Below are 19,629 nucleotides of genomic sequence, written 5' to 3'. Positions count from 1 at the left end.
ACCCGGCGATCAGCCCATCAGCCTGGCAAGCGGCGGCAGCGTGTTGTCGTAGGCCGCTTCGAGCGTATCGAAGCAGTCGGTGCAGAGGTCGGGGCGCTTGCGCGCCATGGCCCGCACGAGCCGGAACTGCATCACCATCGACTCCGACGCAATGGTTTGCGCGCTCGCAACAATTTCCTCGGGCACGTCGAAGCCCTGCTCGTTCAGCCACTGCAGGTACTTGGAGAGGAACTCGAAGTTCGCGCCCAACTGCCGCATCAAGTTGAACGAGTACAGGTGGAAGTACCGTTCGCCGCGCGTGAGCAGGGCGTCGAGTTGCTCGGGAAACGCCGCACGCCACTGCGTGACCGGGTTGTGCCGCGGCCGGCGTCCGAGATGCGTGCGCAGCAGCTCCGCAGAGGCTTCCGCGAGGTCCAGCCCGGTAAGCGGCGCGTGCGCCTGCTTGCAGAACTCCACGTACGGAAACAGCAGGTCGGGCTGGTCAAAAAACTGCGGCAGCTTGCGGAACACGCCGTCGTAATCGCTGCCTTCCAGCCGGTGGTAGCCCGTGTTGTGGAAGTAGCCGAGGCGCCTTTCCACCGGATCGATGAAATCGATACCGACCGTGGTTTTCGGATGCTCGCGCCGGTACGACGTGGCGCGCGTGTTCGGCAGGTAATAGCCGTCCACTTCCACGAGCACCGTGTGGCCGCGCAGCGTTTGCGCGTGCACGCGGTCTTCGAGCGAGTCGTAGATCGCCAGCTCCTGCACCTGGGTGCCGTAGAGCGTTTCGAGGTCTTCGAGCGGAAACTTGAAGAACGTGAACTGGTCGCCCTCGAAGTCCTGCGTGACCGTGAACGCGAAGCCGGCGCGCGGGTCGAGCCCGAAACCGTGCAGCACTTCGATCCACAGGTCGACGTAGCAGTTGGTCTCCACCCACACGCGCTCGCCCTGGTGCAGCACGTGCGAAGCGTGCTCGCCGCGCGGCGGGCGCAGCGGCACGACCACGGCGGGCGCAGCCGGTGCCACAGGTGCCGCGGGCGCCGCGGCCGTGAGCGACTCGGGGCTCGAGAGCGGCGCGCTCATACCAGGCCCTCCAGCGCCTGCGCAATGCGCGCACGCGTGTCGCCCCAGAGCAAGGCGCGCACGTCGTCGGGCCAGGCGTTCACGTCGAGGCCGTGGTGGCGGAAGAGCGCGAGCGTGATGCGCTCCATGCCGAAGCCCACGCAGCCCGTATGCGCGACGGAGCCATCGGCGCAGGCGATCTTCCAGATCGCGCCGAAGTGGTCCATGTGATAGTTGAACGACAGACACGCGGTCTTGCTTTCCGGGTTCGCCACCGGGATCAGCAGCTCGAACTTGAGCGCAAGCGTGCGCTGGCTGTCCGCGACGATCTTGCCGCCGCGCCCGAAGAACGGGTCGTTGGCGAGATCGACGTCGAGCGGCAGATTGAGCGCGCGCACGAGCGCCGAGCCGCGGTCGATCCACATCTGGCGGAACGCCATGACCTGCTCCGCGTTGCCAAGGCGCACGTATTCGCGCTGGCGGAACATCTGCATGCGGGCCGGGTCGAGCGAAGGCTCGTGGCGGAAGCAGTACGACAGCACGTCGATGGTCGCGCCGCCTTCGGGCAGCGGACCGCGCCGGGCGATCACCGGATAGATCGGATAGCACGCAGCCGGCGTGAGCACCACGCGCGTGGCCTTTTGCTGGCCGAGCCAGGCGTCGTCGCGGTCGTCGTCGCGCTCGGCCATGGCGTCGTCGAGCGCGCGCAACAGGCGTCGGTGGCCGCCATCGTCGCCGCAGAACGAGTGGATCGTGCCGGCCAGCTGCGGGAAGTTCTTGAGGTACTCGCTGTCCTCGAAGTCCGTGCGGCGCATGGCGGGCGGAAAGCGCAGCAGCTCGGGCTGCTGGTCCGCGCCGAGGTGCGAGATCGCCACGTTCAGGCGGTCGACGATGTCCTCGAAGACCGCGCTGCGGCCGTACAGGCCGTTTTCACCCGTGTCGATCAGGATGCCCTTCGCGAGCAGGCGATCGCGCAGGGTCGGGTCGGCTTCGAGTTCGGCGGCGGCTTCACGGGCGGCAGCCTCTTGGGCCGCGGCGGACGTATCGGTGATCGTGCTCATTTCAGACTCCCCCAGGAGCGGCAGGACGCTGGGCCAGCAGCAGGCTCGCGGTGTTCTGCGCGATGCGGTCGTTGTTGATCATCAGCGGCGCGGAGTAGAGGTCGCGCAGGTGGCGGCCCACGCTGTATTCCGTGCCGTTCTTGTAGCCCGCCATGCCGACGATCATCAGAACTTCCTGGACCACCTGCAGCGCCGTGGTCGAGACACTCGTCTTGAGCGTGTTCATGTCGGAGGCGAAGCCGAGCAGCGCCGAAAGCGGCAAGTCGGCCTGGTTCGCGCCGTGCTTGGCGTTGTGCGCGGTGCGCGCGGCGTCGAGCGCGACGGCGAGGCGCGCCTGCATCATCTGCAGGAGGCCCGTGGCTTGAGCGAGGCGCATGCCGGCCGGCGGCACCGAGCCGGGCTTCGCGCGCGCCTGGGCGCGGAAGAACGCCTTCGCGCGGTTCACGGCGTCGCCAGCCACCCCCGTCCACACGGCCGCCCACAGCGTGTGCGAGACCGGCAGCATGGTCTGGTCGGCGATTTCGCTGAACGGCGTGGGCAGGATTTGCGTGGCGTCGCCGCTCGCGATGAAGCGAAAGCCTTCGCTACAGGTGCCGCGCATGCCCATCGAGTCCCACACGCCGCGCTTTTCCAGCGTGGTTTGCTCGCGCAGCGTGACGATCATCACCTGGTCGGAGGCGGCGGCTTCCGCGTTGCGGCGGGCCGTGACGAGAATGCTGTCGGCCTGCGCGCCATACGAGATCGTCGGCGCGAGCTTTTCGATCCGAAAACGCTCGCCGTCCACCTCGACCGCGCAGGCGCTCGTGCGCATTGCACCGCCGATGGTTTCCTCAGACGTTGCCGAGGCCAGCAGCAGTTGTTCGGAAACGATTCGCTCGAGCAGCGCCTCGTGCCACGGCGTGCCGCTGCCGTGTTCCTCGACGCAGGCCACCTGGATCTGGTGCATGGCGTAGACCATGGCGGTCGAGGCGCAACCCTGCGCGAGCGTTTCGCAGATCGTCGCGACATCCGCGAGCGAGAGGCCCGCGCCGCCAAAGCGCGTCGGCACCATGGCCGAGAGCAGGCGCTCGCGGCGCAGGGCGTCGAAGGCCTCGGTCGGGAAGCGCGCTTCCCGGTCCACGGAATCGGCGTGCTGCGCCGCAACTTGCATTGCGCGCTGCGCGGCGGCACGCCAGCTCGCGGCCGGCTCAATGGCGGTGAGCGGGGCGGCCGGCGCGTCACCTGTGGCGGGCGCGGCGTCTTGCATCAACGGCGCGTTCATACGGCCGCCTTTGCCTGCTGAAGCTCGGTCACGGCCGCGGCAAGCGAATCGATGCTGGAAAAGAGCCGGCGGGTGAGCATCCGGTCGGGAATCTCGATGCCGAATTCGTCCTCGATCGCGAGCATCAGGTGCACGGTCGCGAGCGACGAGAGCCCGGCGGCGTAGAGATCGGCGTCGTCCGCCAGGGTGTCGGGCGGTACGTCGAGACGGGCGGACTCGGACAGGATGCGGCGCAGTGCTGTTTTCATGAAATTGCCCCCTTCAGAGAAAAGGTCGCTTGGACGCTTGGGGTTGGATCTTCACGGCTAAAAGTCGATGTCCCGGACTGCCTTGTGCGCGGTGCTCCGGCGATTCAAGCGTTGCGCGGGCAGCCAGGCGTGCCGGTTGTTCGTATTAAACGGATCGCGATGCAGCATCGTCGGTTCGCTTCCGCACGGAGATCGACGGGTCGCGAGGCGTAACGTGTGGCCATGGCGACACCGCGTGTCGCGAAGGAACGAAAGCTTGAGGAGGATCAATGAACTGGAAAACGCTCGAATTCGAACAGTTCACCGCACGCGAGCTGTATCTGGTCATGCGGGCGCGTAGCGCTGTGTTCGTTGTCGAACAGTCCCACGTATGTCTCGACGCCGACGGGCACGACGAGCGCGCGCTGCATGTGTTCGCCGTCGAGGACATGGGCCGGCCCATGCCGGTGGTCGCCTATGCGCGCATCCAGCCCGGCGACGCCGAGGACCCCGAAATCACCATCGACAAGGTGCTCACGAGCCCCGCGCGGCGCGGCGACGGCACGGCAGAGATGCTGATCGAGCGCTCGCTTGCGGCGATCGCGCAGCGCTGGCCGGGGCGCGCCGTGCGCGTGAGCGCGCCGGCGAGCCTGAAGGGTTTTTACGAGCAGTTCGGCTTTCGTAAGACGGAAGGGCCGTTTCTGGAGCACGGCGTGCCGTTCATCGGGCTCGTGCGGCAGATGCGCGGCGAGCACGGCACGTTCACCGCGCGGCGGCGCGAGCGCGGCGCGCTTTCCGCCGCGAGCACGTTCGAGCTGCTTTGAGGGCGCGAGATGAGTGAGGCTACTGCCATGCCCGGGTCGCTGCCCGGGTCACGACCCGGCTCCTTGCCCGGCTCCGCACCCGGCCCGATCCCGGCACGCAGGCCGGTGCGCGCCCGCGCGCCTGCCCGCTCGCGCTCGATGTCGCGCTTCCTGATCGGCCCGTTCGCCACGCCGATGGCCATGTTCTTGCTCACGTTCGCCTTGATCCTCGCGCATCAAGGGCGTCTGCTCGAGATGACCTTCATGCCGATGGGCTGCGCGGTCGCGTACTGGCTGTACCGGCGCTATCCGGCCCACTATCTGTCGTACGTATGCTGGCTGTTCTTCCTCACGCCGGAAGTGCGGCGCTTCGCGGACTTCTTTAACGGCGCGTTCAACTCGACCAGCATCATCATGATGACGCCGTTCGTTGCGGCGAGCCTGTGCGGCATTTCGATGGTGCTGAACTATCGGCAGCTCGGCCAGCGCCGCGCCGCGCCGCTCATCATGCTGCTGATCGCCGTCGCGTATGGCTACGTGCTGGGTGTGGCCCAGTTCGGCATCGTGCCCGCCACCTACACGATGGTCGGCTGGGTGCAGCCGATCTTCATCGGCTGGTACATCATGCAGAACTGGCGGCTCTATCCGCAATTTCGGCAGGTGCTGTTCAAGACGTTCGTCTGGGGCACGATCCTGATGGGCTTTTACGGGATCTATCAATACGTGTCGCCGCCGCCGTGGACCATATTCTGGCTTGCCCAGTCGGGCATGGAGTCGTCGTCGGGCAGCCCCGTGCCATTCGGCATGCGCATTTGCAGCACGATGAACTCCGCCGGGCCGTTCTCCATGACGATGATGGTCGGCCTTCTCATGTCGATCGCGTCGCCCAGCAAGCTGAAAATCGCCGCGGGCATTGCGGGCGTGCCGGCGCTGCTGTTCACGGCGGTGCGCACGTCGTGGGGCGCGGTCGTCATCGGCCTCATCTATCCGCTTGCCATGCTCGATGTGCGCAGCCGTTTGCGGCTCATCATGGCCATTTTGCTGTTCGCCGGGCTGTGCACGCCCATGCTTCTGATCGATCAGATCACCGCGCCGCTCGCGAAGCGCATGGCCACCATCGGGAACCTCAGCGAGGACAACAGCTTTCAGGCACGCCAAGGCTTTTACACCAATTTTGCCTCGATCGCCGAAGAGAGTTTTGCCGGACACGGTCTTGGCTCGACGGGGCTTGCCGCAAAGCTCGCCGACCCGCACGCGCAGATCATCGCGTCGCTCGACAGCGGCGTGGTTGACATCGTCTGGGTGCTCGGCTGGGGCGGCGGGTTGCTCTACGTGACCGGGCTCGTTGCACTGCTCTGGCGGGCTTTTCTCGCGAGCCTCGCGCGGCCGGGCGACCGCTTCGCGATTTCCGTCGTGGGCGTGGCGATCGCGATTCTCGCCATCATGGTCATGATCGATACGATGCAGGGTTCCAGCGGGATGTACTTCATGTTCGGCGTGGTGATGCCGGTGATCGGCGTGCGCTACTCGCGCGAACAGCAGCGGCGCAACGAGGCAATCGCCCGCGCGCGCCGGCGGAGGCGCGCATGAACGCCGCCAGCGCACTGCGAGTGCTGATCGTCACGCACGTCGTGAGGGATAACGACGGGCAAGGGCGCGTGAACTATGAAATCGCGCGCGCGTTGCTGGCGGCGGGGCATCACGTCACGATCGTGTCCTCGATGGTCGCGCCGGAACTGCTCGCGCATCCTCGTGTGCGCCACGTGCCGATCCGCGAAAGCCGCCTGCCGAGCCGCCTGCTCCAGTACCAGATGTTCGCGATCAAAAGCGCCGTGTGGATCCGGGCTCACCGCCGCGAGTTCGACATCGTGCATGTCAATGGCTTCATCACCTGGACGCGCGCGGATGTGAACGCCGTGCATTTCGTGCATGACGGCTGGTATCGGTGCGGCTTCTATCCGTTCCGGCTCGCCGACGGCTGGTATGGCGCCTATCAGGTGATCTATACGCGCCTGAACGCGTGGTGCGAACGCTGGGCGTTTCGCCGCTCGCGCGTGGTCGTGCCGGTGTCGCACAAGGTGGGCGAAGAGGTGCGCGCGCTCGGCATCGAGCCGGGCAGCCTGCGCGTGATCCACAACGGCGTCGACGCCTGCCAGTTCTCGCCGGGCGCAAGCGAACGCGATCGATTCGGACTTCCAGGCGAACCGTTCATGCTGCTCTTCGCGGGCGATTTGCGCGTGTCGCGCAAGAACCTCGACGCCGTGCTGCGCGCGCTCGCGTCGACGCCGGCGCACGTGCATCTCGCCGTGGCCGGGATCCTGCGCAACAGCCCCTATCCCGCGCTCGCGCGCGAGCTGGGCGTGGCCGATCGCGTGCATTTCCTCGATCTGGTGAAGGACATGCCAGCGTTGATGCGCTCGGTCGACGCCTTCGTGTTTCCTTCGCGCTACGAAGCGATGAGCCTCGTCATGCTCGAAGCGCTGGCGGCGGGTCTGCCCGTCATCACGGTGGCGACGGCGGGCGGCTCCGAAGTGATCGACAGCCGTTGCGGCGTGGTGCTCGAGAGCCCCGAGGACGTGGAAGGCCTTGCGAGCGCCGTCGAGCGCGTTGCCCGCGACCGCGACTATGCGCGCGAAATGGGGCGCGCGGCGCGCGAGCTTGCCAAAACGCTCACGTGGCAGGCCATGGCCGAGCGCTATCTCGCGCTGTACGAGGAGATCGCGCGAAGCGACGCAGCCAGGCGGGCGCAGGTCGCGGCGCCCGCGATGTCGGCACGATCATGACCGAGCGTATCGACTCGCTTCAGATCGGCATGCACTGGTTTCGGGAGCGCCCAGGCGGACTCGACCGGATGTTCATGGCCTTGATCCAATCCCTGCCGGCGCAGGGCGTGGACGTGCGCGGCCTCGTGGCCGGCACCGGGAACGTGCAGACGGAGACCAACGGCCTCGTGCAGGCGTTCGCGGGTGAGCGCGACGGTCTGGGCGCGCGACTGCGCGGCGCGCGCCGGCACTCGATCCGGCTCAAGCGCGCCCGAGCGCCCGACGTCGTGGCCAGCCATTTCGCACTCTACGCCGCACCCACGCTCGGTGTGTTCGCGCGCGTGCCGCGCATCGTGCATTTCCACGGGCCGTGGGCGGCCGAATCGTCGGCGTCCGGGCGCGGCAAGCTTTCGCATGCCGTGCGGCACGCGATCGAGCAAACGGTCTATCGCGGCGCGCGCCGGCACATCGTGCTTTCGCAGGCGTTCGCTCGCGTGCTGCAAACCGATTACCGCATTCCGGAGGAGTCGATTCGGGTCGTGCCCGGCTGCGTCGACGTCGCGCGCTTCGATACGCCGCATACGAAAGCGCAGGCGCGCGAGCGGCTCGGCTTGCATCAGGACCGGCCGCAGCTCTTCTGCATTCGGCGCCTCGTTCCCCGCATGGGCCTCGAGGATCTGATCGACGCGATGTTCGTGGTCAAGCAGTCCGTGCCGGACGTGCATCTGACGATTGCCGGCAAAGGCATGCTGGAAGCTCAGTTGCGGGCCCGCATCGCGGCGCGCGGGCTGGAGTCTCACGTCACGCTCGCGGGCTTTGTCTCCGACGAGGATTTGCCCTTGTGGTATCGCGCCGCCGATCTGAGCGTCGTGCCCACGGTCACGCTCGAAGGCTTCGGGTTGACCACGGTCGAATCGCTGGCGGCGGGCACGCCGGTGCTGGTGACGCCGGTGGGCGGCCTGCCCGAGGCGGTAGCGCCGCTTTCAGCAGGGCTCGTGCTGCCCTCGATCGGTTTCAATGCGATCGGCCGTGGCATTGTCGATTGCCTGCTCGGCACGCATCCACTGCCGGATGCCGAGAGCTGCCGCCAGTACGCGCGCAGCCGTTTCGACTACGCGGCGGTGGCTTCGCAGGTGGCTGCGGTGTATCGCGAGGTGCTGGACCAAAGCTGATTGAGCGGCGGGCGAGGCGCCCGCATCCGAGCGAGCGCAGCCGCACAGACGCGCCCACGCGCCCTTTTTATGATCGGCATGTTGCCGGTGCGCGGTGTTCGCGCGCCGGTCAGGCGAAACGGCGGCAGAGGCCGCTTTTCTCACCGCGGGACGGACCTGGGCGCAGCATGAAAATCATCCATCTGGCCAATCACGCTCAACTGATCGGCAACGGCATCGTCAACATGATGACGGACCTCGCCTGCCTGCAGGCGCAGGCGGGCCACGACGTGGTCGTCGCGTCCTCCGGCGGCGAATTCGAATCGCTCTACGCGAGCAATGGCGTGCGCCACGTGCACGTGCCGCAATCGCGCCAGCTGCGCCGCGCGCCGGCGATGCTCGCGCGCTATCGGCGGCTCATTCGCGAGTTCCAGCCCGACATCGTGCACGCGCACATGGTGACGGGCACGATGCTCGCGCGTTTCGCCTGCGTGCGCCGGCCTTACGTGCTGTTCGCGACCGTGCACAACGAGTTCCAGAAGAGCGCCGTGCTGATGCGGCTTGCGGACCGTGTCGTCGCCGTGACGGGTGTCGTCGCGAAGTCCATGGAAGCGCGCGGCGTGCCTGCCGCCAAGCTCTCGGTGGTGCGCAACGGCACCGTGGGCTCGCCGCGCCGCAGCGGCTTGCCGCTGGGGCCCGCGCCCGAGCTGCACCGTCCTGCGATCACGACGGTGGCGGGCATGTACGAGCGCAAGGGTATTCATGACCTGCTGCGCGCGTTCGCCGCACTGCCGGAGCGTTTTGCGCACGCCCATCTCTACCTCGTCGGCGACGGGCCGGATCGCGAGATGATGCAAGCGCTCGCGCGCGAGCTCGGCGTGGCCGACCGCGCGCACTTCACCGGTTTTGTCGCCAACCCGACGGGCTATCTCGCACAAACGGACGTCTTCGTGAACGCCGCGCACCGCGAGCCCGGCGGGCTCGTGCTGTGCGAGGCCCGCGAGTCCGGCTGCGCCGTGGTGGCGACGCGCGTGGACGGCAACCCCGAGATGGTGGGCGGCGAAGAGGCTGCGCTGCTCGTGCCGGCGGCAGAGCCGCAGGCGCTCACGCAGGCCATCGTGCGCCTGCTCGACGATCCCGCGTTTCGCGCGCTGCTGGCCAAGCGCGGTCAGAGCAATCTCGGGCAGTTCTCCGCGCAGACGGTGTGCGACGGCTATGTGGCGCTTTACGAGCAGGCGCTCGCGGCGGCGCGTTCACCGCGCGGCCGCGAGGCCGTGGCTGCTGCGCCGTCGCGCAACGTTTTGCCTTGAGTTTCGGGGCAACGCGCTCGATCTGCGTTGCCCGCTCGGCCGACTTCCCCTCTATCCGCCTGACAATCGCTCAATTCACGTAAGCCGATCCTGGCCCTGAGACACGCGCGTACGCATCACGAAGCGCCGCGCGAGCTTGCGCAACTCCGCAGATTGATGCAGTGACAGCGCAAGATTGGCTGCCACCGTGGCAAGCGCGATCGCCGCTGCCGCCGCGATGCCGAGCGGCAGACAGGCGAGGGCGAACGCGATAACGAGGAACGCGAGGTGCGTCAGCATGTTGCCGACGATGCCGCGCGTTTGCACGCGGGCAAAGTACGTGTAGACGACGTAATCGCACAGCGCTTTGGCCACGACGACGACGCCCGTGCCGACGAGGCCGAATGCGTGCGTCGCGCCCCAGAGCGCAGCGGCGAAGAAGGGCAGTTGCAGCCAGCTGATGCGCGCGACGCTACGTGGATTCGCCTGCGCCTGGATCAGGATGCCGAGAATGCCCGACTGTCCGGCAAGCCATACGCTGATGACGAGCACGCGCCCGACCGGCGCCGCAGCCTCTGCGATCGCCGCGCCGAGCCAGATTTCGAGGAAGGGCTTGAGCGCGAAGAGCGCGACGATCATGCACGGCGTGAACACGCCGTTCAGGAACGCGAGTGCGTCGCGCGCGAGCTTGTGCGCATCTTCGTGCGTCGCAGCGGAAAGGCGCGGAAACAGTGTGCGCAGCATGGCGGAAGGCAGCATGTTCAGGCGCGTGACGAGGTTCTGCGGCGCGGAGTAGAACGTCACGAAGCGCGCACCCAGAATCGCGCCGACCAGCACGCGGTCGAGCGTGCCGGCAATCGCGCCCGCGCCCGAAAAGAGCAGCGTCCATTTGCCGTAGGCGAACAGATCGGCCATGACCTTGCGCTCGGGCTTGCGCAGACGTGTGATGCCGAGCGCTCGGAAAGTGGCGAAGCCGAGCAGCACGCCCGCGATCAGACGCGCGATGACGGCGGCCGGAATCGCCACCGAAAGTGTCGGTGAGAGCCAGTAGGCGGCGGCGAGCGGCAGCACCTGGAACAGGAACGTGCCGAGCGTCTGGTTCGTGTTGTAGCTGCCAAAGCGCTCGACGGCCGTGATCGCGCCCGCGAACACCCACGTGACGTTCGCAAGCGGCACGGCCACGGCGATCCACGGCAGGATGCTCATCAGCTCGTGGCGGAACACGGGTTCGATGTGCATGGCGTACGTGATGTAGAGCGATGCGCACGACCATACGACGAGCCCACCAATGATGCCGGTGCACAGGTTCAGAAAACATGCGCCGAAGAAGATCCGTTCGACGGCGTCGCCTTCGGCACGGCGCACCTTGGCGATCTGGTTTTCGGTCGCGAGGCTCGTGCCCAGATCGAGCAGGCTGAAGTAGCCGATCAGCGCCCACACGAGATTGATCACGCCGTAGCGCTCGACGCCCAGCAGCTTGATGTAGGCCGGTACGGTCATCAACGAGACGAGCGTCGGCGCGATGAGCCCGGCGAAGTTGATGACGATGTTGCGGAGAACGGCTTTTTCCATGAGTGTGGCGATCGGTTGAGCAGGTGAATCACATCGCGTCGAGAATGGCCTGTCTGAACAGCAGCGAACCCTGCGCGCTCACGTGGTTGTCGTCTTCGTACATAGGCACGCCGTCGAGCACCGCCTGGCAGGTCGCGCCGGGACACAGGCGCGGCACCGGATCGAAGATGCGCACGTTCGGTATCGACGCGGCCGATTCGACGAGCTTGCGCTCGAACGCCTCGGTCTGCAGATTCGCGGCCGCCGACGGCTCGATGCGCGCGGGATTCGCGTAGAAGCGCGGCAGCAGCTTGCCCTCGAGCACGGGCGGGTTCTGGAAGATCACGAGGCGCGGCGCGCTCGCGGCAAGCGCCTTGACGGTGAGCGGAAACTGGCTCGCGAGGGCCGCGCGCGACGTGGCGAGCGTGGCCGCGCCGTTCGGGTCCGTCGTCACGAAGTGGGTCGCCTTCTGCAATTCGCCAGCGCGCGTCCAGCCGTTGCCGTAGAGGCTCCAGCGTCCGATGTAGAACACCACGGCGGGCTTGAGCTGGCCGATTGCCGAGGCAATCGGTTCGGCGAGACCGAGCTGGCTGCATTCGCGGCCGTCTTGCGCGCCGTCGCTGCGGCGCGTGTCGAGAAGCGGCGGGCAGCCAACATGCACGAACGCGATGAGACGCATGTTGCGCTCCAGCGCGATGCTCTGCAGCACCGGCAGCCAGGCGCCGCCGTGCGAGTCGCCCCACAGAACCATCAACTTGCCGGTGGCGGCGGAGTTGTAAGCCGTGCAGAAGCTTTCCGCTTTCGGGTCGGGGAGATGGCAAGCCTCAGGCGGGGGCACGCGGCGCATCTGCCCGTTCTGCGTGTACAGCGCGAAGCCGGGATTGTCGGCCGCTGCGCGTGTGGGCACGCCAGCGCGTGCGAACAGCACCGCGCCAGCCGCGCCGAGCACAGCGAGCATGACGCATAGCGCGACGGTTTGCCGGCGGTTGGCCTTTTTCGTGCGGATGGGAATCTCGACGAAGCGGTAGGTCAGCGCGGCGAGCACGATGCTCGCGAGCGCGAGCGTGAGGCGCGTTGAAACGGGCACGGGGAGGCCGCCCTCCAGAATGTTCGCGAACGAGAGCAGCGGCCAGTGCCAGAGATACAGCGGGTAGCTGATCAGGCCGATCGAAACGGCCATGCGAGTACCGAGCACGTGCTTGTTGAGCCACGCGCGCGGCCCCGCGCAGATGACGAGAAACGCGCCGACGGTGGGCAGCAGCGCGCGCCAGCCGGGGAATACGTCGTTCTCGTTGATGAAGAGGACGGCCGCGCCAATCAGCACGAGCCCCGCCGCCGAGAGCGCATTCGACGCGCGCGGCCCGTACTGCACGAGGCTTGGGCGGTGCAGCAGCAGCCATGCGAGCGAGCCGCCGATCATCAGTTCCCAGAAACGCGAGAGCGGCGAGTAGAACGCCGCGGTCGGATCCGAGACGGACGTGACGAGGCTCACAGCGAACGATGCGGCGGCAATGCCGCCGAGCAACAGCGGGAAGCCGAGCCGGCGGCGGTACGCGAAGCTCACGAGGAGCGGCCAGAAAATATAGAACTGCTCTTCCACGCCGAGCGACCACAAATGCAGCAGCGGCTTGGTTGCGGCGGTATCGTCGAAATAGCCGGCTTCGCGCCAGAGCGCGATGTTCGAGAGAAACGTTGCACCTGCAACGAGATGCTTGCCGAGTTGCTGGTACTCCTCGGGCATCAGCAGGAACCAGCCGGCCACGAGACAGGTGGCGAGAACGACGAGCAGCGCGGGAAAAATGCGGCGGATGCGCCGGATATAGAACTCGACGTAGCTGAAGCGGCCGTCTTCGACGCTCTCGAAAATGATCGTGCTGATCAGGAAGCCCGAAATCACGAAGAAGAGATCGACGCCGACGAAACCGCCGCGCAGTTGCGACGGGAATGCGTGAAAGGCCAGCACGGAGAGCACGGCGACGGCGCGCAGCCCGTCGATGTCGGGGCGGTACTTCGGTGCGCGCAGGTGTTCGGGCGCTGCGTGCGCGGCGCCGGACCGGGCGGTTTTGCCGAGTGTGTCGGGCGCGGCGGCTGCGTCGCCTCCGTCGCGATAAAGCGCGCCAGAGCGTGCCGCGACGCCGGACGCATCGATGCTCGATGGCGTGCCGCCGTCGCTCACGGAGAGTGGGGCGGCGTGGTTTGTCATTCGCATGGCGGACTCGTACTGAGCGGATCCGGTGATTGGGCGGCGCATGCCGGGCCAAGCCGCAGCACCGCATTCATCGGAGCAAACGGCTTTTATCGTTGGCCCAATTGTGCCGCTGCAGCGCGGCATGCAGTGTGGCCGGCCGTACAGATACACCGACAGGCGTCTGGTTAAATCCTCCCCAGTTAGTAAGGGTTTGTCCCACACCGTTGCGTTGCACCTGACCAATACCGCGACGCGCCCGAGCGGCTGTCATACGCATCCTTCATTCTTGCCGCGTCATCGCATAGGGATATCCGATGGAACCTGTCGTCTTCGACGGCTGTTTCGGCTGGCTTCATCCGGCTAACGGCCGGCATGGGGTGGTCTTGTGCAATCCGTTCGGCTATGACGCGTTGTGCACCCATCGCGGCTGGCGGCGCCTCGCCGAACGCCTGGCGGCGAGCGGGATGCCCGTGCTGCGTTTCGACTATCCCGGCGCCGGCGATTCGCTCGGCGACGAGGAAGAACCGGGCCGCGTCGAGGCTTGGATCGAGAGCATCGCGGCCGCGGTGCGCCATCTGCGCGAACGCACGGGCGTGGCGCAGGTGTCCCTGTGCGGCCTGCGCCTGGGCGCGACGCTCGCGGCGCTCGCAGGCGAGCGCATCGGCGATATCGACGGCCTCGTGCTGCTTTCGCCCGCGTTGTCGGGCCGCAACTATCTGCGGGAATTGCGAGCGCATCGGCAAAGCTGGCTGAGCACGCCGGCAGGCATGACGGCGGACCCGATTCCCGAATCGGCGGCTTACGTCGAAGCGTTCGGCTTCGGCCTGCACGGCGACGATATCGCGCGGCTTGGTGTGGTCGATCTGCGCGCCGATACGAAAGCGCCCGCGCGTCGTGTTTTGCTGCTCGATGCGAGCGACCGCGCGCGCGCCGGTGCGCTCGTCGATCACTACGTGGCGCATGGTGTTGAAGTAGAGCGCCAGTCGTTCGACGAGGCGGACCGCTTCCTGGTCGAGGCGCTGTACAGCGAAGAGCCTGTCGTTGCGTTCGATGCCGTGACGCAGTGGCTCGCTAATGCGCCGCTGCGTGAGGACGCAGGCGCGACGCCCGCGTTCGAACCGCGCGATTGGGCGCAACCGCAACTCGCAGCTACGCAATTCATCGAGCAGCCGGTGGTCTTCGGCGACTACTTCGGCGTGCACTGCCAGAGCGCCGACCCGCGCGCGGATGCGCCCGCCTTGCTGTTCCTCAATACGGGCGCGAGCCACCATATTGGCGACGGACGCATTTTCGTGCTGTTCGCGCGTCGGCTCGCGGCGCTCGGTATTTCGTCGCTGAGAATGGATCTCGGCGGTCTCGGCGACAGCACGCCGGCCGCGCGTTCGGTCACGCTCGACACGATCTATTCTCCGGAGTCCTCCGCGGATGCGGCGCGTGGCGTCGACTGGCTCGTGGCGCGCGGCCATGCTCGCGTGGTCGTGTTCGGTGTGTGCGGTGGCGCCTTTGTCGGTCTGCACGCGTGCGCGCAGCATCCGAATGTCGTCGGCAGCTTCGGCGTGAACCTGCAGAAGTTCATCTGGGACGGCGCCGACCGCACGCCCGGCACGACGGGCCTCGCGTCGAACCGGGTGCTGAGGCAATCCGCGGTCAGCGTGGAGAAATGGAAAAAGGTGTTGCGCGGCGAGACCTCGCTTTCGCGTGTGGTCAGTGGCCTCGCGCAGCGATTCACCCGCACGATGACGCGCCGTGTGATTGACTTCATCGACGCGACTACCGGTTGGTCGCCGGCACCGGGCGAGGCGCGACGCCTGATGCAGCGTATTCACGCGAAGGGCGCCGAAGTGCGGCTCGTGTATGGCGACTACGATCTCGGCCTCGACGAACTCAAGGTCCAGTTCGGCGCAAAGATGGGCGGTTTGCGCGGCTTTACGCGCGTGCGCGCGGCGACGCTGCCGAAGCTCGATCACGCACTTTTCACCCAGGCTGCGCGCGAAGCGGCAATGGCCGACGCGCGGCAGTGGTTTTTCGAGCGTTTCTGCAAGCGGCAGACGCAGGACGAAACAGCATGGCACGGCCCTGTGCCGGTTGCACGGCCGCGTGTGGCGGTCGAGCGAGCAAGCCAGGTTACTTGCAGTTCTCATCTTGATGGAGCGCATCAATGAACATTGAGCTTCCGCTGGACCAGATCAACCAGCGCGCGTGGAACTCGCACGATGCAATGCGCGAATTCACGATGGGCAAGACCTTCACGGATCTCGGCGAAGAAGCCGCGTTCGACTGGGTCTATGCCGAGTGCGCGGGCGAGCCGATTCTCGATATTGGCATTGGCGCGGGCCGCACGATTCCGCTGATGTTGCGGATTTCGCAGAAGTACACCGGCATCGACTACACGGCGAAGCTGCTCGAGCAGGCGAGCACGCGCTTTCCGGGCCTCGACTTGCGCCACATGGACGCGCGCGACATGGCCGATCTGCCGTCGGACCACTTCGCGCTCACGGCGTTCAGCTGGAACGGCATCGACTGTGTGGACTATGAAGACCGCGTGCGCATCCTCAAGGAGATGTACCGCGTGACGCGGCCCGGCGGCCTCGTGCTGTTCTCGACGCATAACCGCGAAGGCCCGGGCTTTAACGAAAGTATCTGGAAGCTGCTGCCGCGGTTTTCGCCGAATCCTTTGCGTTTTGGCTGGCGCACGCTGCGCTCGATGCGCGTGTTTCCGCTCGCGACGTATAACTACCTGCGGCATGTGCGTTTTCATCGCGACTACCCGGGGTATTCGATCAAGACCGCGGGCGCGCATTTCTTCGGCATTGTCATTGTTTACACGACGTTGCCAGAGCAGCGGCGCCAGCTCACCTCGCTCGGCTTCGAAATCGATGCGGTGTTCGGCAGTTGTGACGGTCAGCGCATTCCGGCGGAAAAGACCTCGAGCGACGCGTTCTGGTTTCATTTCATCGCGCGCAAGCCGAAGCAGGGTTGAGGGGCGCGCTCGCGGCTTGCGTGCGGTGCTTCACACAAGCGCGCGAGCGAAGTGGGAAGGGCAAGGGATCTGTCTGCGCTCGCACAGATCGGGCGGTGGCCGCGCGGTTTCAATGACGTGGTCGAAGGCGGTGTTGTTCGCCGCGAAGACGATACGGCCGCATGGAGGAGAGCGACAATGCACGCGAACGTACTGCGCAGGGCTGAGAATTCGGCGGAAAGTCCGGTGCCCGGCGGCGAGCTGGACGAACGCCGCTTACGTAACGCGCTCGGCCGTTTCGCCACTGGCGTCGTGGTGATTTCCACGGGCACGGGCGAAGCGCTGCACGCGATGACCGCGAATGCGTTCATGTCGGGGTCGCTCAGGCCGCCGTTGATCGTCGTCTCGGTGGGACATCACGCGCGCATGCACACGCGGATGATGCAGGCCGAGCTGTTCGGCGTGAGCGTGCTGTCCGAAGAGCAGGAGTCGCACAGCCGGCACTTCGCCGGAGAGCCCCAGGAATGGCTCGCGCCGTGCTTCACAGAGGTGGATGGACTGGGCGGCGTGGCGCTGCTGCACCGCGCGCTCGCTCGCTTCGCCGCGCGGGTCGTCGACCGGCACCCTTGCGGCGATCACACGCTGTTCGTCGGCGAGGTGCTTTCGTTCTCGCTGGAAGAGGATGCGCCTCTCGTGTTTTACGGTGGCCGTTACGCGTCGGTCGCGCAGGGGCGCTGAGGCGCTTTGACTTTCCGTCGCGCCCGGATTCATCGGTTCAAATCCAGCTTACCGGGAGTTCGGCGCTTTTCTGGTCGCCGCGCTTTCCGATCGACTGGCGCCCCAGCGCTCTATTCGGGACATATCCATCAATCCAGCCCCTTTTGTTGCCGATACAGGAGAGGCGGCTTCACAGCCGCGTGACGGACGGTTTCTCAGCCAGCTTCGGGATTCCCCTGGGAAGTCTGAATCGTTGCGACGCGGGGCAAATCCAGCCTTGGTGCGGTGGGCCGTAGCGCCTCCCGGGCCTTGCCGCATTCAGCGCAGCCTTTCTCTATGGCTTTGTTTTTATTGAGAAATTCTGATGATTGGCTGCGTGTCGGCCGCTGCTGTCGGACACCGATCCAGGCTGTCTTGACGCCCGCATTCCCCCGTTCCGCCCCACTTCTTGAATTTGTCATCCCTCGTCCATATAATTAGCACTCACCGCATGAGAGTGCTAACAACGCTCGGTGCATAAACATCTCTGGCTGGCGGTTGTCGGCAGCCAGGTTTTCTTGAGTCTCTTCAAGTCCCAATCAACAGAGGAACATCCATGAACCTTCGTCCTTTGCATGATCGCGTGATCGTCAAGCGCCTGGATCAAGAAACCAAGACCGCTTCGGGCATCGTGATCCCGGACGCAGCGGCAGAAAAGCCGGACCAAGGCGAAGTCCTCGCCATCGGCCCGGGCAAGCGCGACGACAAGGGCGCCCTGATCGCGCTCGACGTGAAGGTCGGCGATCGCGTCCTGTTCGGCAAGTACGCTGGCCAGACCGTCAAGGTCGATGGCAACGAACTGCTCGTGATGCGCGAAGAAGACATCATGGCCGTGGTGAACAAGTAAGTTCATTCCACCGCTCACTATTCAAGAATCCAAGGAGTTAGAAGATGGCAGCTAAAGACGTCGTGTTCGGCGATTCCGCCCGTTCCAAGATGGTTGAAGGCGTGAACATTCTCGCCAACGCAGTGAAGGTCACGCTGGGTCCGAAGGGCCGCAACGTGGTCCTCGAGCGCTCGTTCGGCGGCCCGACGGTCACCAAGGACGGTGTCTCGGTCGCAAAGGAAATCGAGCTCAAGGACAAGCTCCAGAACATGGGCGCGCAAATGGTCAAGGAAGTGGCTTCCAAGACCAGCGACAACGCCGGTGACGGCACGACGACGGCTACGGTTCTGGCCCAGTCGATCGTCCGCGAAGGCATGAAGTACGTCGCATCGGGCATGAACCCGATGGACCTGAAGCGCGGCATCGACAAGGCCGTCGCAGCAGCGATCGAAGAACTGCGCAAGGTCAGCAAGCCTTGCACGACCAACAAGGAAATCGCTCAAGTCGGCTCGATCTCGGCAAACAGCGACACGTCGATCGGCGACCGTATCGCTGAAGCGATGGACAAGGTTGGCAAGGAAGGCGTCATCACAGTCGAAGACGGCAAGTCGCTGCAAGACGAGCTGGAAGTCGTCGAAGGTATGCAGTTCGACCGCGGCTACCTCTCGCCGTACTTCATCAACAACCCGGACAAGCAAGTCGCCGTGCTGGAAAGCCCGTTCGTCCTGCTGTTCGACAAGAAGATCTCGAACATCCGTGATCTGCTGCCGGTTCTGGAACAAGTCGCGAAGGCTGGCCGTCCGCTCCTGATCATCGCTGAAGACGTCGAAGGCGAAGCTCTGGCAACGCTGGTCGTCAACAACATCCGCGGCATCCTGAAGACCGTTGCTGTCAAGGCTCCGGGCTTCGGCGACCGTCGCAAGGCCATGCTGGAAGACATCGCGATCCTGACCGGCGGTCAAGTCATCGCGGAAGAAACCGGCCTCACGCTCGAAAAGGCAACGCTGGCCGAACTCGGTCAAGCGAAGCGCATCGAAGTGGGCAAGGAAAACACGACGATCATCGACGGCGCTGGCGAAGGTTCGACGATCGAAGCACGCGTGAAGCAAATCCGCACGCAGATCGAAGAAGCGACGTCGGACTACGACCGTGAAAAGCTGCAAGAGCGCGTTGCCAAGCTGGCAGGCGGTGTTGCAGTGATCAAGGTCGGCGCTGCGACCGAAATCGAAATGAAGGAAAAGAAGGCACGCGTGGAAGACGCGCTGCACGCAACCCGCGCTGCCGTTGAAGAAGGCATCGTCCCGGGCGGCGGCGTTGCGCTGATCCGTGCACGTACGGCGATCGCCAGCGTGAAGGGTGCCAACGCTGACCAGGACGCCGGTATCAAGATCGTCCTGCGCGCCATGGAAGAGCCGCTGCGCCAGATCGTCACGAACGGTGGCGAAGAAGCGTCGGTGGTCGTGGCAGCGGTTGCGGCTGGTCAAGGCAACTACGGCTACAACGCAGCGACGGGTGAGTACGTCGACATGGTTGAAGCCGGCGTGGTCGACCCGACGAAGGTCACGCGCACCGCGCTGCAAAACGCAGCTTCGGTTGCTGGCCTGCTTCTGACGACGGACGCAGCGGTTGCTGAAGTGCCGAAGGAAGATGCTCCGATGGGTGGTGGCATGCCCGGTGGCATGGGCGGCATGGGCATGGACATGTAATTGCGATCCGGAGTTGGCGCTTCAGCGCCTACTCCGGTCTCATGC

General features: G+C 65.8%; 16 protein-coding genes. 10 read left to right on the top strand and 6 right to left on the bottom strand.

Annotated features, from left to right (window positions below; all coding sequences use genetic code 11):
* Positions 1 to 9 precede the first annotated feature (9 nt).
* From JMY28_RS01655 to JMY28_RS01640, 4 genes are read right to left on the bottom strand one after another with little or no spacing between them, the layout of a single operon-like run.
* The gene (locus tag JMY28_RS01655) at positions 10 to 1,065 is read right to left on the bottom strand and encodes a DUF1839 family protein (protein WP_201693953.1); all 1,056 of its coding nucleotides are present in this window, start codon (positions 1,063 to 1,065) and stop codon (positions 10 to 12) included.
* Positions 1,062 to 2,105: an amino acid--[acyl-carrier-protein] ligase gene (locus tag JMY28_RS01650; protein WP_201693951.1), complete on the bottom strand. Its 1,044-nt coding sequence runs from the start codon at positions 2,103 to 2,105 to the stop codon at positions 1,062 to 1,064. The genes JMY28_RS01655 and JMY28_RS01650 overlap by 4 nt, the downstream gene beginning before the upstream one ends.
* Before the next feature lies 1 nt (position 2,106).
* The gene (locus JMY28_RS01645; RefSeq protein WP_201693949.1) at positions 2,107 to 3,366 is read right to left on the bottom strand and encodes an acyl-CoA dehydrogenase family protein; all 1,260 of its coding nucleotides are present in this window, start codon (positions 3,364 to 3,366) and stop codon (positions 2,107 to 2,109) included.
* On the bottom strand, positions 3,363 to 3,614 hold the full coding sequence (locus JMY28_RS01640; protein ID WP_158757133.1) for an acyl carrier protein: 252 nt from the start codon (positions 3,612 to 3,614) through the stop codon (positions 3,363 to 3,365). Before JMY28_RS01640 ends, JMY28_RS01645 begins: the two co-directional genes overlap by 4 nt.
* A 269-nt stretch (positions 3,615 to 3,883) precedes the next feature.
* On the opposite strand from JMY28_RS01640, the gene JMY28_RS01635 reads away from it, so the two are divergent.
* The 5 genes from JMY28_RS01635 (at position 3,884) to JMY28_RS01615 (ending at position 9,619) form a co-directional block, all read left to right on the top strand.
* On the top strand, positions 3,884 to 4,417 hold the full coding sequence (locus tag JMY28_RS01635) for a GNAT family N-acetyltransferase (protein WP_201693947.1): 534 nt from the start codon (positions 3,884 to 3,886) through the stop codon (positions 4,415 to 4,417).
* Positions 4,418 to 4,426: 9 nt separating this feature from the next.
* On the top strand, positions 4,427 to 5,986 hold the full coding sequence (locus tag JMY28_RS01630; protein ID WP_201693940.1) for a hypothetical protein: 1,560 nt from the start codon (positions 4,427 to 4,429) through the stop codon (positions 5,984 to 5,986).
* A gap of 14 nt (positions 5,987 to 6,000) precedes the next feature.
* A complete protein-coding gene (locus JMY28_RS01625) occupies positions 6,001 to 7,179 on the top strand; it encodes a glycosyltransferase family 4 protein (protein ID WP_201694588.1) in 1,179 nt (392 codons plus the stop codon).
* Entirely contained in the window at positions 7,176 to 8,330 is a 1,155-nt protein-coding gene (locus JMY28_RS01620) for a glycosyltransferase family 4 protein (RefSeq protein ID WP_201693938.1), read from the top strand. The genes JMY28_RS01625 and JMY28_RS01620 overlap by 4 nt, the downstream gene beginning before the upstream one ends.
* A gap of 167 nt (positions 8,331 to 8,497) precedes the next feature.
* Positions 8,498 to 9,619 carry a glycosyltransferase family 4 protein gene (locus tag JMY28_RS01615; RefSeq protein WP_201693936.1) on the top strand — a complete coding sequence of 374 codons (1,122 nt, stop codon included), beginning with the start codon at positions 8,498 to 8,500 and terminating at the stop codon, positions 9,617 to 9,619.
* Between the two features lie 75 nt (positions 9,620 to 9,694).
* Here the strand turns inward: JMY28_RS01615 and JMY28_RS01610 are convergent, their stop codons facing one another.
* Positions 9,695 to 11,170, bottom strand: coding sequence for an oligosaccharide flippase family protein (locus tag JMY28_RS01610; protein ID WP_201693933.1), 1,476 nt, complete (start codon positions 11,168 to 11,170; stop codon positions 9,695 to 9,697).
* A gap of 28 nt (positions 11,171 to 11,198) precedes the next feature.
* Entirely contained in the window at positions 11,199 to 13,358 is a 2,160-nt protein-coding gene (locus JMY28_RS01605) for an acyltransferase family protein (protein ID WP_201693926.1), read from the bottom strand.
* A gap of 293 nt (positions 13,359 to 13,651) precedes the next feature.
* Here JMY28_RS01605 and JMY28_RS01600 point away from each other — a divergent pair, with 293 nt between their 5' ends.
* From JMY28_RS01600 to groL, 5 genes are all read left to right on the top strand, one after another.
* Positions 13,652 to 15,499 (top strand): alpha/beta hydrolase family protein, encoded by a 1,848-nt coding sequence (locus JMY28_RS01600; protein WP_201693924.1) that lies wholly within the window; start codon positions 13,652 to 13,654, stop codon positions 15,497 to 15,499.
* The gene (locus JMY28_RS01595; RefSeq protein WP_201693922.1) at positions 15,496 to 16,317 is read left to right on the top strand and encodes a class I SAM-dependent methyltransferase; all 822 of its coding nucleotides are present in this window, start codon (positions 15,496 to 15,498) and stop codon (positions 16,315 to 16,317) included. Before JMY28_RS01600 ends, JMY28_RS01595 begins: the two co-directional genes overlap by 4 nt.
* A gap of 177 nt (positions 16,318 to 16,494) precedes the next feature.
* Positions 16,495 to 17,034: a flavin reductase family protein gene (locus JMY28_RS01590; RefSeq protein WP_201693920.1), complete on the top strand. Its 540-nt coding sequence runs from the start codon at positions 16,495 to 16,497 to the stop codon at positions 17,032 to 17,034.
* Between the two features lie 574 nt (positions 17,035 to 17,608).
* Positions 17,609 to 17,899, top strand: coding sequence for a co-chaperone GroES (groES, locus tag JMY28_RS01585; protein ID WP_028202123.1), 291 nt, complete (start codon positions 17,609 to 17,611; stop codon positions 17,897 to 17,899).
* Between the two features lie 44 nt (positions 17,900 to 17,943).
* Complete coding sequence (groL, locus tag JMY28_RS01580) at positions 17,944 to 19,584, top strand: chaperonin GroEL (RefSeq protein WP_201693919.1); 1,641 nt, start codon at positions 17,944 to 17,946, stop codon at positions 19,582 to 19,584.
* Positions 19,585 to 19,629: the final 45 nt, after the last annotated feature.

The organism is Paraburkholderia hiiakae (assembly GCF_904848665.1).
Lineage (GTDB): Bacteria > Pseudomonadota > Gammaproteobacteria > Burkholderiales > Burkholderiaceae > Paraburkholderia > Paraburkholderia hiiakae.
The sequence above is the reverse complement of the archived record's forward strand: the minus strand, read 5'-3'. Positions and strand labels throughout refer to the sequence as shown.